The organism is Pseudomonas sp. Sample_14, assembly GCF_004307515.1.
Lineage (GTDB): Bacteria > Pseudomonadota > Gammaproteobacteria > Pseudomonadales > Pseudomonadaceae > Aquipseudomonas > Aquipseudomonas atacamensis.
Map to the genome: position 1 here is coordinate 24128 of NZ_RCOC01000011.1, position 13672 is coordinate 37799.

Annotated in this window: 11 protein-coding genes, 2 tRNA genes and 1 riboswitch; of the genes, 1 reads left to right on the top strand and 12 read right to left on the bottom strand. The window is 61.0% G+C overall.

Annotation, left to right across the window (positions count from 1 at the left end; all coding sequences use genetic code 11):
* Positions 1-123: 123 nt before the first annotated feature.
* The 6 genes from D8U61_RS01990 to ltaE form a co-directional block, all read right to left on the bottom strand.
* Positions 124-200: transfer RNA gene (locus tag D8U61_RS01990), tRNA-Arg, on the bottom strand.
* A 107-nt stretch (positions 201-307) separates the two neighbouring features.
* Positions 308-398: transfer RNA gene (locus tag D8U61_RS01995), tRNA-Ser, on the bottom strand.
* 62 nt (positions 399-460) lie between these two features.
* Complete coding sequence (csrA, locus tag D8U61_RS02000) at positions 461-649, bottom strand: carbon storage regulator CsrA (protein WP_002554426.1); 189 nt, start codon at positions 647-649, stop codon at positions 461-463.
* Between the two features lie 187 nt (positions 650-836).
* A complete protein-coding gene (locus tag D8U61_RS02005) occupies positions 837-2078 on the bottom strand; it encodes an aspartate kinase (RefSeq protein ID WP_016773595.1) in 1242 nt (413 codons plus the stop codon).
* A gap of 90 nt (positions 2079-2168) precedes the next feature.
* A complete protein-coding gene (alaS, locus tag D8U61_RS02010) occupies positions 2169-4784 on the bottom strand; it encodes an alanine--tRNA ligase (RefSeq protein WP_122612069.1) in 2616 nt (871 codons plus the stop codon).
* 146 nt (positions 4785-4930) lie between these two features.
* Positions 4931-5935, bottom strand: a complete 1005-nt coding sequence (ltaE, locus tag D8U61_RS02015) for a low-specificity L-threonine aldolase (protein ID WP_024014010.1) — start codon at positions 5933-5935, stop codon at positions 4931-4933.
* 275 nt (positions 5936-6210) lie between these two features.
* A riboswitch (FMN riboswitch) is annotated at positions 6211-6383 on the top strand.
* A 103-nt stretch (positions 6384-6486) separates the two neighbouring features.
* Here ltaE and D8U61_RS02020 point away from each other — a divergent pair.
* Positions 6487-6996 carry a 6,7-dimethyl-8-ribityllumazine synthase gene (locus D8U61_RS02020; protein WP_024014011.1) on the top strand — a complete coding sequence of 170 codons (510 nt, stop codon included), beginning with the start codon at positions 6487-6489 and terminating at the stop codon, positions 6994-6996.
* A 161-nt stretch (positions 6997-7157) separates the two neighbouring features.
* Here the strand turns inward: D8U61_RS02020 and astE are convergent, their stop codons facing one another.
* From astE to aruF, 6 genes are all read right to left on the bottom strand, one after another.
* Positions 7158-8165, bottom strand: coding sequence for a succinylglutamate desuccinylase (gene astE, locus D8U61_RS02025; protein WP_130926331.1), 1008 nt, complete (start codon positions 8163-8165; stop codon positions 7158-7160).
* A 12-nt stretch (positions 8166-8177) separates the two neighbouring features.
* Complete coding sequence (locus D8U61_RS02030) at positions 8178-8468, bottom strand: hypothetical protein (protein WP_016773591.1); 291 nt, start codon at positions 8466-8468, stop codon at positions 8178-8180.
* A gap of 56 nt (positions 8469-8524) precedes the next feature.
* On the bottom strand, positions 8525-9871 hold the full coding sequence (astB, locus tag D8U61_RS02035) for an N-succinylarginine dihydrolase (protein WP_130926332.1): 1347 nt from the start codon (positions 9869-9871) through the stop codon (positions 8525-8527).
* 138 nt (positions 9872-10009) lie between these two features.
* Positions 10010-11479 carry a succinylglutamate-semialdehyde dehydrogenase gene (astD, locus tag D8U61_RS02040; RefSeq protein ID WP_177433298.1) on the bottom strand — a complete coding sequence of 490 codons (1470 nt, stop codon included), beginning with the start codon at positions 11477-11479 and terminating at the stop codon, positions 10010-10012.
* On the bottom strand, positions 11476-12501 hold the full coding sequence (gene astA, locus D8U61_RS02045; RefSeq protein WP_024014014.1) for an arginine N-succinyltransferase: 1026 nt from the start codon (positions 12499-12501) through the stop codon (positions 11476-11478). The genes astD and astA overlap by 4 nt, the downstream gene beginning before the upstream one ends.
* 51 nt (positions 12502-12552) lie before the next feature.
* Complete coding sequence (gene aruF / locus D8U61_RS02050) at positions 12553-13572, bottom strand: arginine/ornithine succinyltransferase subunit alpha (protein ID WP_024014015.1); 1020 nt, start codon at positions 13570-13572, stop codon at positions 12553-12555.
* Positions 13573-13672 lie beyond the last annotated feature (100 nt).

The window sequence follows — 13672 nt, forward strand, 5'->3', positions numbered from 1 at the left end:
GTGACCGCTCGGTTCGTAGCCGAGTACTCTATCCAGCTGAGCTACGAGTGCATTTTGTGTTTTTAAACCAGACCACAACTGGCTGAAGCCGAGTTACTCACCTTACAGCAAATAACTCTTAAATGGTGCACTCGACAGGATTCGAACCTGTGACCGCTCGGTTCGTAGCCGAGTACTCTATCCAGCTGAGCTACGAGTGCATTTGTTGCCGCGCATTATAGGCCGTCTAATCTCTATGTCAAACACTTTTTCTAGTAATTTCAACAACTTACAGAAGAAGCCAGATTACGACGTACTAAGCAAATAATGGCGGAGAACGGGGGATTCGAACCCCCGACACCCTTTTGAGGTGTACTCCCTTAGCAGGGGAGCGCCTTCGGCCACTCGGCCAGCTCTCCGCAACACGGGGCGTATATTAACCAGCTTCTTCCCCGTTTGCAAACATAAAAATCGATAAAAATTAATGGCTTGGTTCTTCGTCCTTCTCTTTCTTTATACGCAGGTAAATTTCCTCACGGTGCACCGCAACCTCTTTCGGAGCGTTGACGCCGATACGCACCTGGTTTCCTTTGACGCCGAGCACGGTCACGGTGATTTCGCCGTCACCGATAATCAGGCTTTCCGCGCACCGACGAGTCAGAATCAGCATACCTTTCTCCTTACGCCATTCATTTCAGGGACAACAGTCTGCAAAAAAAAGGCACCCGACCTACAACCGCAGCGATCGTAGCCCTACATGCCTGAGTATTGACCAGCGCGAGCAAAAGAACAGTTCCGGGGCTCGCGCCATTCAAAAATAAAGGGCGCGGTCAGACCGCGCCCTTCACAGAAGCGGATTACTCGCCCTGACGGGCCGGAGCATCCAGTTCGAAAGCCGTGTGCAGCGCGCGCACGGCCAGTTCCAGGTACTTCTCTTCGATCACTACGGACACCTTGATTTCCGAAGTCGAGATCATCTGGATGTTGATGCTTTCTTTCGCCAGGGATTCGAACATGCGGCTGGCCACGCCTGCGTGGGAACGCATGCCGACGCCGACGATCGAGACCTTGGCGATCTTGGTGTCACCGACTACTTCACGAGCACCGATCTCGCGAGCGGTGTTTTCCAGCACGGTCTGTGCGGCCTGGTAGTCGTTGCGGTGCACGGTGAAGGTGAAGTCGGTGGTGTTATCGTGCGCGACGTTCTGCACGATCATGTCGACTTCGATGTTCGCGGCACTGATCGGGCCGAGAATCTTGAATGCCACGCCCGGGGTGTCTGGCACGCCACGGATGGTCAGCTTGGCTTCATCGCGGTTGAAAGCGATGCCGGAAATGATCGGCTGTTCCATGGTTTCCTCTTCATCAATAGTAATGAGGGTGCCCGGACCCTCCTTGAAGCTGTGCAGTACGCGCAGCGGAACGTTGTACTTGCCGGCGAATTCCACCGCACGGATCTGCAGCACCTTGGAACCGAGGCTGGCCATTTCCAGCATCTCTTCGAAGGTGATCTTGTCCAGACGCTGAGCGACCGGCACCACACGCGGGTCGGTGGTGTAGACACCGTCGACGTCGGTGTAGATCTGGCATTCATCCGCCTTCAAGGCCGCCGCCAGTGCCACGCCGGTGGTATCGGAACCGCCGCGACCGAGGGTGGTGATGTTGCCGTGCTCATCGACGCCCTGGAAACCGGCGACAACCACCACACGGCCAGCCTTCAGATCACCGCGAATCTTCTGGTCATCAATCTGCAAGATACGCGCTTTATTGTGCGCACTGTCAGTCAGGATCCGTACCTGATTGCCGGTGTACGACACCGCCGGCACACCGCGCTTGATCAGCGCCATGGCCAACAGGGCAATCGTCACCTGCTCACCGGTGGACACGATCACGTCCAGCTCGCGCGGAACCGGTTGTGCCTCGCCACTGATTTGCTTGGCCAGATCGATCAGACGGTTGGTTTCGCCGCTCATTGCAGACAGCACAACCACCAGGTCATCGCCGGCATCGCGGAATTTCTTAACCTTGTCGGCGACCTGCTCGATTCTCTCGACAGTGCCGACCGAGGTGCCTCCAAATTTCTGTACGATCAAAGCCATTTCAAAGCCGCCTCTGCCCATGAAGGGCGCCCAATAATCTTTCGAACAGTCGCCGGGCCAGCCACTAGACTGCGGGCCCGGCGAGCCGTCTTATAAAGCCTGCTCGACGAATGGAACGGTCAGCGCCAGCGCGCCATCCAGCGCAGCGGCATCGACACCGCCGCCCTGCGCCATGTCCGGACGACCACCGCCCTTCCCGCCCACTGCCGCAGCAGCCTGTTTCATCAAATCACCGGCTTTGAGTTGGCCAGTCAGGTCCTTGGTTACGCCTGCAACCAGTACGACCTTTTCCTCATGGACACCGCCGAGCAGGATCACTGCGCGGCCGAGTTTGTTTTTCAGCTGATCGACCAGCGCCAGCAGCGCCTTGCCATCCTGACCGTCCAGACGGGCGGCCAGCACCTTCACATCCTTGACGTCCACCGCCGAGGCCGACAGATCGTCGCCCGCAGCGCTGGCTGCCTTGGCCTGCAACTGCTCGAGTTGTTTCTCCAGCAGACGGTTGCGCTCCAGTACCGCCGAGAGCTTGTCGATCAGGTTGTCGCGGCTGCCCTTGACCAGGCTGGCCGCTTCCTTGAGTTGTTCTTCCGCCGCGTTCAAGTAGGCCAGCGCCGCAGCACCGGTGACTGCCTCGATACGACGCACGCCCGAGGCCACACCGCCTTCGCTGATGATTTTCAGCAGGCCGATGTCGCCGGTACGGTTGGCGTGGATACCGCCGCACAGTTCGACCGAGAAGTCTCCCATGCTCAGCACGCGCACGCTGTCGCCGTACTTCTCGCCGAACAGCGCCATGGCGCCTTTGTTCTTCGCGGTTTCGATGTCGGTTTCTTCGGTTTCAACGGCGGAGTTCTTGCGAATCTCGGCGTTGACGATATCTTCCAGCTGCTTGATCTGTTCTGGCTTGATCGCTTCGAAGTGGCTGAAGTCGAAACGCAGACGCTGACTGTCGACCAACGAACCTTTCTGCTGCACATGCTCGCCCAGCACCTGACGCAGCGCGGCGTGCAGCAAGTGAGTAGCCGAGTGGTTCAGCGCGGTGGCGTGACGTACTTCGGCGTCGACGTGGGTTTCCACCGGTGCGCCGATGGTCAGACTGCCCGAGGCCAGCACACCGTGGTGCAGGAATGCGCCGCCGGTCTTGGTGGTGTCGCGCACGTCGAAGCGGCTGCTGCCGGCCTGAATGAAACCGCAGTCGCCGATCTGGCCACCGGATTCGGCGTAGAACGGCGTCTGGTTGAGCACGATCACGCCTTCCTGACCTTCGCTCAGCACGTCGACCGACTGGCCATCCTTATAGATGGCAACGATTTTCGCCGAGCCGCTGGTGGCGGCGTAACCGGTGAACTCGGTGGCCACGTCAACCTTGACCAAGGTGTTGTAGTCCAGACCGAACGAGCTGGCCGAACGCGCGCGAACACGCTGCGCTTCCATCTCGCGCTCGAAACCGGCTTCGTCGACGGTCAGGCCGCGCTCGCGGGCGATGTCGGCGGTCAGGTCCATCGGGAAACCGTAGGTGTCGTAGAGTTTGAACACCACGTCGCCTGGCACCACGGTGCCTTTGAGCTCGGCCAGATCCTGCTCGAGGATTTTCAGGCCGTGCTCCAGGGTCTTGGAGAACTGCTCTTCTTCAGCCTTGAGCACGCGTTCGATGTTGCTTTGCTGCTTCTGCAGTTCCGGGAAGGCTTCGCCCATCTCGGCAACCAGCGCCGCGACGATCTTGTAGAAGAAGCTGCCGGTGGCGCCGAGCTTGTTGCCGTGACGGCAGGCGCGACGGATGATCCGGCGCAGCACGTAACCGCGACCTTCGTTGGACGGCAGCACGCCATCGGCAATCAGGAAACCGCAGGAACGGATGTGGTCGGAGACGACTTTGAGCGACGACTGATCGCCGTTTTCGCAGCCGATCGCTTCAGCCGAAGCCTTGAGCAGGTTCTTGAACAGGTCGATGTCGTAGTTGGAGTTGACGTGCTGCATCACCGCACTGATCCGCTCCAGGCCCATGCCGGTGTCCACCGACGGCGCTGGCAACGGATGCAACACGCCATCGGCGGTGCGGTTGAACTGCATGAACACGTTGTTCCAGATTTCGATGTAGCGGTCGCCATCTTCTTCCGGCGAGCCCGGCGGGCCGCCCCAGATGTGCTCGCCGTGATCGTAGAAAATCTCGGTGCACGGGCCGCACGGGCCGGTATCGCCCATGGTCCAGAAGTTGTCGGAAGCGTACGGCGCACCCTTGTTGTCGCCGATGCGGATCATGCGCTCGGCGGGCACACCGATTTTCTGTGTCCAGATGTCATACGCTTCGTCGTCGGTGGCGTAGACAGTGACCCAGAGCTTTTCCTTCGGCAGCTTCAGCACGCCAGTCAGAAAGGTCCAGGCAAAGGTGATCGCGTCGTGCTTGAAGTAGTCGCCGAAGCTGAAGTTACCGAGCATTTCGAAGAACGTGTGGTGACGCGCGGTATAACCGACGTTTTCCAGGTCACTGTTCTTGCCGCCGGCGCGCACGCATTTCTGGCTGCTGGTGGCACGGGTGTACGCACGTTTTTCCTGGCCCAGGAAGCAGTCCTTGAACTGGTTCATCCCCGCGTTGGTGAACAGCAGGGTTGGGTCGTTGCCCGGAATCAAAGAGCTTGAGGCTACACGGGTGTGGCCTTGCTCTTCGAAGAAGCGAAGGAAGGCTTCACGGATTTCTGCGCTTTTCATTAGGTTCTTCCACGGAGGCTGCGGCCAAAGGCCTGTTCGAAACGTCGTGAGACGAAGCGACGGCAAAGGGCCGCATTATATCGGCCCTGCGCGCGGGGTACAGCGTGTTTATACGATAGAAACGGTCAATTGGACGGCTGACGCTGTCACTTGCGTGAAAACTCGACGAATGTCGCGATCACTTGTTCGATTTGCGCGCGGCTGACGTCCATGTGCGTGACCATGCGCAAGCGCGCAGCGGCGCTGAGCCTGATCCCGCGTTCGCCGGCAAAGTCCTTGAGTGCTGCGGCCTTGTCGCCCATCTGCACATAGACCATGTTGGTTTGCACGGGCTCGACGACGAAACCGGCCTCACGCAGACCCTCGGCGAGCAACTGCGCATTGGCATGGTCATCCGCCAGCCGTTCGACGTGATGATCCAGCGCGTACAGGCCAGCCGCCGCGAGCAACCCGGCCTGACGCATGCCGCCACCGACCATTTTGCGCAAACGCCGCGCCTTGCCGATCAGTTGCTCGGAGCCGCACAGCACCGAGCCGACCGGCGCGCCGAGGCCCTTGGACAGGCACACCGACACCGAATCGAAGTGCTGAGTGATCTCACGGGCATCGACGCCGAGCTTGACCGCCGCGTTGTACAACCGCGCGCCGTCCAGGTGCAATTGCAGGCCGTGTTCCTGAGTAAAGCGTCGCGCGCGCGCCAGATACTCCAGCGGCAAGACTTTGCCCTGCATGGTGTTTTCCAGCGCCAGCAAACGCGTGCGGGCGAAATGGAAATCGTCCGGTTTGATCGCCGCCGCGACCTGATCCAGATCCAGCGAACCGTCGGCCTGCACCTCCAGCGGCTGCGGCTGAATCGAACCGAGCACCGCCGCCCCGCCACCTTCGTACTTATAGGTGTGCGCCTGTTGACCGACGATGTACTCATCGCCCCGCTCGCAGTGCGCCATCAGGCCGAGCAGGTTGCTCATGGTCCCGGTCGGCACGAATAGCGCGGCGGCAAAGCCCAGGCGTTTGGCCAGTTCGGCCTCGAGGTGATTGACCGTCGGATCTTCGCCGTACACATCGTCACCGGTATCGGCTGCGGTCATCGCCTCGAGCATGGCGGGAGTCGGTTGGGTGACGGTGTCGCTGCGAAGATCGATAACGCTCATGAACCTGGCCTCTGGTCAGATGGGGAAATCCCTTTGTGAAGTGGGATTACTGCGGTCATGGCGCGGATTAATCAAGCCTTGAAGAAGGAAAAATCACCGTCCTCAGGAAAAGCACAATCCATGTGGGAGCGAGCCTGCTCGCGAAAGAGCAGTAACAGTCAGCATATTCGTTGAATGTGAAGCCGCTTTCGCGAGCAGGCTCGCTCCCACAGTGTCATGTGCATGGCCGGGAAATATGTGTTACAAACTTGCCGCCGCCCGCCTATGGGCGGCACAAACGTTCTCAGGGCGGGGTGCAATTCCCCACCGGCGGTAATTGCGCGCAATGCGCATAGCCCGCGAGCGCTTGGCGCTGCACACGACTTGAGTCGGGGTGCGTCGGCAAGGTCAGCAGACCCGGTGTGATCCCGGGGCCGACGGTCATAGTCCGGATGAAGAGAGAACGGGATCGACGCCAAAGGGCCGTCCGCGTGCATCCGTGCCTGCGTTCGCACCCTTGCATCCCTTTCGATTCATAACGCCCTGTTTTTCACACAAACAGGAGTCAGAACATGCAACCCACCGCAATCGACAGCAAAAGCAAACACCCACAGGGCGAGCGCGTCGCGTTCATCCAGGCCTGCTGGCACAAGGAAATCGTCGACCAGAGCCGCAAAGGCTTCGTCGCTGAAATGCTGGTGCAGGGTTATCAGGAAGCGGACATCGATTTCTTTGAAGTCGGCGGCGCCTTTGAAATGCCTCTGCACGCCAAGCTGCTGGCCAAGTCCGGCCGTTACGCCGGCATCGTCGCCGCCGCCCTGGTGGTGGACGGCGGCATTTACCGTCACGAGTTCGTTGCGCAATCGGTGGTCAGCGGCCTGATGCAGGTGCAGCTGGAAACCGAAGTGCCGGTGTTCTCGGTGTCGCTGACCCCGCATCACTTCCATTCGGGCGAAGAGCATCAGAAGTTCTTCTTCGAGCACTTTGTGCACAAGGGTCAGGAAGCGGCGCGGACTTGCGCCGATACGTTGCAGAAGATTCGCGCGTTGCGTCGAACCGAGCCGCGTGCTGTAGCGGTCTGACTGCACCAGGCCGGGTGGGGACTCAAGCCCCACCCGGATTCAAATGTGGGAGCGAGCCTGCTCGCGAATGCGGTGTGTCAGCCACCATCATTTTTGGCTGGCAGTCAGCATTCGCGAGCAGGCTCGCTCCCACAGGGATTTGCTCCAGCCGCCAGATTGCGTCAGGCGAGGTTTTCGTCGGTGCTCGGGACGATCAGGATGCCGGCGCGCAGGCCGTTCTTGACCTTGGGGTTGGGGAAGATGATCCGTGCGCCCTGCTCTTCGATCACCCAGCGGGTATTGGCCAGGTCTTCGGCCAGCACATAACCCGGTTCCAGCTCGGAAAAGTTCTCGATGTCCGCTGGCAGATTCAGGCGGAACGCATCGCTGTGCTTGATGATTTCCCGCGCCACGCTGAACAGCTGCAAGCCGTCCAGCCCTGCTTCTGTCTCCGGCTCAGTGCCTTCGATGATCTGCTTCAGACGAGTTTCCAGCAGTGAAACGTTAACGCCATCGTTCTGCCCGAACGGCCGCGCCTTGCCCAGTTCCAGGGTGAAAGCCTCGGCGTCGAGTTTGTCGTAGGTGTACGAGCTGAACACGATGGATGGTTTGTTCTGCAACAGCACTGCTTCCATGCCGGCCGCGCGCAGGCGCGCCAGTTCGCGACGGGAATGCTGGCGCCCTTCCTTCCACGGGTACAAGGCGAACTGTTCGATCTTCGACCCGCGAATCGCGGTGTGCAGGTCGTAGTGCAGACGCTGGCGCTCGGGCTTGCTGAAGAAACTCGCCGCCAGCCGTTCCAACTCACAGGCGCGCAACGCTTCCGAGCCGCTGCTTTGTTCGTGGCGGCCGTTGAACAGCCGATTGACATCCTGCTCGACGAAACGCTCGCCCTTGCGAATCGCTTCCGGGTTGCCGAACAGGAACAGAATGCGTGCGCGCGGCTTGAGATCGCCGCGTGCGATGTCGTGCAGCAGCCGATCAAGCAACTCGATCGGTGCCGTTTCGTTGCCATGGATGCCTGCCGACAGCAGCAAGTCCAGGCCATTGTCGCGCGCTTCCGGGGGCCGCACTTCCAGCGCCCCTTCGCTCAACCAGCGCATGCGCACGCCTTCGACAGTCAGTTGAGTCTTCTCCGCCGGTTCGCGGCCGGCGAGGGTCAGTTCAAGCAGTTTGCCGAGGGCGAGCATAGAGCGGTTTCCTTAGTGGTCGTGGTTGCAATCCGGGCCGTGTACGTGATCCTCGTCAGCGCCGAGGTCAGCCGGTTCCATTTCCAGTTGCAGACTTACCAGATTAGTCGCCAATGGGCGCAGCAGCAGGTTGGCGTACTCTTCGTCACCTTCCTCGACGTCGACGCCGATCAGCAGCTGGCCACGGCCGTCCTGCTGGATCCACAGCTCTTTGCCTTGCCACATCACCGCGACGCGGGTGCACGAGGTTTGCAATTGCGTGCCGTCGGTGTCTTCAAGGATCAGCTGCAGGGAATCGCTCATGTTTTTACTCTCTTGGGTGACACGCCGCGCGCCGCGTTCAGGCAGCGCGCCGGCGATCAATTGATCTGGAAGGGATAAACCGCGCCCAGTTTAAGGATTTGCGTCAGTTCATCCAGTGCCGTCCGGCATTCAAGCAGCAACTGCGGGTCCGCCAGATCGGTTTCGCTCAGGCGGTCGCGGTAGTGCTTTTCAACCCATGCGGTCAACGAACCGTACAACGGGGCCGTCATGATAACGCCTGGGTTGACTGCCGCCAGTTCGGTTTCATTCAGCGCCACGCGCAGACGCAGACACGCCGGGCCACCGCCGTTCTGCATGCTTTGCTTGAGATCAAAGACCTTCACTTCGCGGATCAGCCCGCCGGAACTGGTCAGGCTTTGCAGATAAGCCCAGACGCGTTCGTTGGCCTGGCATTCCTGCGGCACGATCAGCAGCATCGAGCCATCGGCACGCGAGAGCAATTGGCTGTTGAACAGGTAGGAACGCACCGCGTCATCCACAGTGACTGCCGAACGCGGCACGCAAACAGACTGGAAGTTACCGCCGACCTTGGCCAGTTTGCCTTGCAGCTCGGCAAGCATCTTGTCGGTCTCGAGGAAGGCATCCTCGTGATAGAACAGCACTTCACCGTTGCCCACGGCGATCACGTCGTTGTGGAACACGCCCTGATCGATAACGTTGGGGTTCTGCTGCGCGTAGACCACGCCTTCGTCACGCAGACCGTGCAGACGCGCGACGGCTTGCGAGGCTTCGAGGGTCTGGCGCGCAGGGTATTTCTGCGGCGCCGCGAACCGGTTGTCGAACGCACTGCGGCCAAACACGAAGAACTCGACGCCCGCTTCGCCGTACTCACGGCAGAAACGCGTGTGGTTGGCCGCGCCTTCGTCGCCGAACTGCGCCACTGCCGGCAAAGCGGCGTGATGGGCGAAGTGCTGTTGATTGGCGAACATCGCGCCGAGCACGTGGCTGGTGGTCGGGTGTTCGATGCTGCGGTGGTATTTGCAATTGAGGTTGGCGGCGGTGAAGTGCACGCGGCCGTCAGCGGTGTCGGCACTCGGGCTGACCGTGGCGGCGTTGGCCACCCACATGCTCGACGCCGAGCAACTGGCGACCAGCAGCGGCATCGCTTCCTTGGCGGCGCGCTCGATCACCTGCGCGTCAGTGCCGCTGAAGCCCAGACGACGCAGCGCCGCCACATCAGGACGTTCCTGCGGAGCCAGCACGCCTTGCTGAAAGCCCATGTCCATCAGCGCTTTCATTTTTGCCAGACCTTGCAGCGCCGCTTCCTTCGGATTCGAGGATTGCTGACTGTTGCTCTGCGAGGCGACGTTGCCGTAGGACAGACCACCGTAGTTATGGGTCGGCCCCACTAGACCGTCAAAATTGACTTCATAGGATTTCATCAGCGAGGCTCCACGAGAATCTGTTGTTATAGGCTTCAGTAACTATTCTTTAAGACCGAGGCGCGGCCTTCGCGAGCAGGCTCGCTCCCACACTGGAATGCATTTCCCTGTGGGAGCGAGCCTGCTCGCGAATGGGCATCACGCCATTTTCACGCCAGGCGTCAGGGCCGATGGCAGCACCAGGCTCGGGGTTTCCAGCGACGCCACCGGGTACGCGCAGTAGTCCGCTGCGTAATAGGCGCTGGCACGGTGGTTGCCCGAGGCGCCGACGCCGCCGAACGGCGCGCTGCTCGCGGCGCCGGTCAGCTGTTTGTTCCAGTTGACGATGCCGGCGCGGCTTTCCAGCCAGAACTGCTGGTAACGCGCTTCGGAATCGGAGAGCAAACCGGCGGCCAGTCCATAAGCGGTGTTGTTGGCTTCACTGATCGCCGCGCCGAAATCGGCATAGCGGATCACTTGCAGCAACGGCCCGAACAGTTCTTCGTCCGGACGCTCGGCCACGGCCGTCACATCGACGATGCCCGGGGTCAGCAAGGCCGACTGCGCTTGTGGCTGAGTCATTTCCAGCAGCGCCACCGCGCCGTTGGCCAGCAGTTGTTCCTGCGCATCCATCAGCGCTTTGGCCGCGCCGAGGGAAATCACCGAGCCCATGAACGGTGCCGGTTGCTGATCGAAGGCACCGATTTCAATGGTCGAACTGACTTCAACCAGTCGCTTGAGCAGGCTGTCGCCCCACGCACCTTGCGGCACCAGCAGACGCCGGGCGCAGGTGCAGCGCTGGCCGGCGGAAATGAACGCCGACTGAATGATGGTGTACACCGCCGCGTCCAGATCAGCGACCTGATCGACCACCAGCGGGTTGTTGCCGCCCATCTCCAGAGCAAGGATCTTGTCCGGACGCCCGGCGAATTGCTGATGCAGGTGATTGCCGGTGCGGCTCGAACCGGTGAAGAACAGGCCGTCGATACCCGGGTTCGCCGCCAGAGCGATACCGGTTTCCCGCGCGCCTTGCAGCAGGTTCAACACGCCTGCCGGAAGACCGGCTTCGATCCAGCACTTGACCGTCAGCTCGGCGACTTTCGGCGTCAGTTCGCTGGGTTTGAACAGCACGCTGTTACCGGCCAGCAGCGCCGGGACGATATGACCGTTAGGCAGGTGACCCGGGAAGTTGTAAGGACCAAACACCGCAACCACGCCGTGGGGCTTGTGGCGCAACACGGCGGTGGCGTCGCCCAATGGGCCGCTCTTCTCGCCGGTGCGCTCGCGGTAGCTCTGCACCGAAATGGCGATCTTGTTGACCATGCTGGTGACTTCGGTCGCAGCTTCCCATAGCGGTTTGCCGGTTTCTTCGCCGATGGTGCGAGCCAGTTCGTCAGCGTGGTTTTTCAACGCAGCGGCGAAAGCTTCGAGGACGCTGATGCGCTCCTCGAGGGTGCGACGAGCCCAATGAGGAAATGCCTGGCGAGCAGCCTGAACCGCCGATTCGACCTGCGCGGCAGTGGCGCCCTCGCCCGCCCACAGCACTTGCTGGGTCACCGGGTTCAAAGATTGAAAGGCTTCGCCCTGACCGGCCAGCCACTCACCTGCGATGTATAGCGAATTCATTATTTCGACTCCCGTGCAGCGGACAGCGCCACGGCGCGAACCTGATCGCCGGCGCTGAGTTGAAGACGTTTCGCGGTCTGCGGATCGACCACCAGGGTGCCCGCAGCCAGACGCGCTGGGGCAGCCGTGATGCGGCAATCTTCGCGTTTGCGGTTGTGGATGATGAACGGCGTGGCGTCATCGCCCGGCGTGCCGACGGCCAGCACCAGCGCTTCGCTGTCACGCACCGCGCGGATCTTGCTGGTTTCGCATTCGATGGCCGGGCCGGCGTCGAAGATGTCGACGTAACCCTGGTAGCTGAAGCCTTCGCTCTTGAGCATCGCCAGTGCCGGCTCGGTGTCCGGGTGCACCTGGCCGATGACGTTGCGCGCGTCCGGCGAGAGGAAGCAGGTGTACAGCGGGAATTTCGGCATCAGTTCGGCGATGAATGCCTTGTTGCCGACGCCGGTCAGGTAATCGGCCTGGCTGAATTCCATCTTGAAGAAGTGCCGACCGAGGCTTTCCCAGAACGGCGAGCGCCCGGCGTCGTCGGACACACCGCGCATTTCGGCGATGATCTTGTTGCCGAACAGCTCCGGGAACTCAGCGATGAACAGCATGCGCGCCTTGGACAGCATCCGGCCGTTGAGGCCGTTGCGGTAATCGGCGTGCAGGAACAGCGAGCACAGCTCGGAATTGCCGGTCAGGTCGTTGGCCAGAAACAGCGTCGGGATTTCGCGGTAGATGTTCAGCTCTTGCGAAGCGCTGACCGTCAGACCGACGCGGAAGTTGTACCAGGGCTCACGCAGGCCGACCGCACCGGCGATGGCGGAAATCCCCACCACACGGCCGTCATCGTCTTCGAGCACGAACAGATAGTCGGCATCGCCACGCCCGGCTTCGCCGCGAAAGGTCTTCTCGGCCCAGCCGACCCGGTGGGTCAGGCGCTCTTCGTTGGCCGGCAAGGTAGTCAGGCCGGTGCCGGTGCTACGGGCCAGGTCGATCAGCGCGGATAAATCGCTGCTGCGTACGGGACGAACAATCATGCTATCTCCTCAAACGGGCCGCTCGCGCCACCCGTGAAACTCGCTAAGGCGTTAAACCGCCACCAGGCGCACGCTGGCACCTTCACCGACGCCCAGGGCTTCGGCTGCTTCCATATCCAGCGTTACCGGTTTGCCCGGCGCGTAATCCAGCTCGAGCAACACCGCGCGGTAATCCTGCAACTGTGCGTTGGCCACCAGGTACTGACGCCCGGCGCCTTTGACCGGCTCGCCGATCTTCACCGGCACCACGCGGCTCTGGGCGATCGAACGGATCCCGGAAACCCGCGCATGCAGGGTCGGGCCGCCGTCGAAGATGTCGATGTAGTGATCGGTCTCGAAGCCTTCGCGCATCAGGATGTCGAAAGTGATCTGCGCACGCGGGTGCACCTGGCCCATCGCCTCTTGGGCGGAATCCGGCAGCAGCGGCACGTAGATCGGGTAATGCGGCATCAGCTCGGCAAGGAAGGTGCGGCTTTTCAGCCCGCACAGGCGCTCGGCCTCGGCGTAGTTGAGGTCGAAGAAGTTACGCCCGATCGCATCCCAGAACGGCGAATCGCCATTCTCGTCGCTGTAACCGACGATCTCGGTCACCACCGAATCGGCAAAACGCTCCGGGTGGCTGGCGACGAACAGCAGACGGCCACGGGAATTGAGCTCCGCCCACGGCGATCCGACCAGCTCGCGCTGCACGTAGAAACTGGTCAGCAGGCTGTTGCCGGTCAGGTCGTGGCACTGCGAGAGCACGTGGATCTTGTTGTGGATCTTCAGCTCGCGGGAGGCGTGGACGAAAGTCTCGTTGCGGAAGCTGTAGAACGGCTCCGAATAACCGGCGGAAGCGACGATGGCCGAGCAGCCGACCAGTTTGCCGGTGCTCGAGTCTTCGAGGACAAAGAAGTAACTCTCTTCACCGTTGAAGCTCACTTCGGCGGCGAACGAGGCTTCGCTCGCGGCGATCTTGTCGCTCAGACGTTCCACGTCATCCGGCAAGGAAGTGACACCAATCGGGCTGTCCGCAGCCAGACGCTGTACCTCGCCCAGATCAGCCATTTGCGCGGGGCGCATCACCAGCATGGTGTCACTCCTTTCTCTTCAATATTCACAGAAAAAACCGGGCCCACATAAAGATCGATGCAGGAATGGGACTTGTGGCGAGGGGATTTATCCCCGCTGG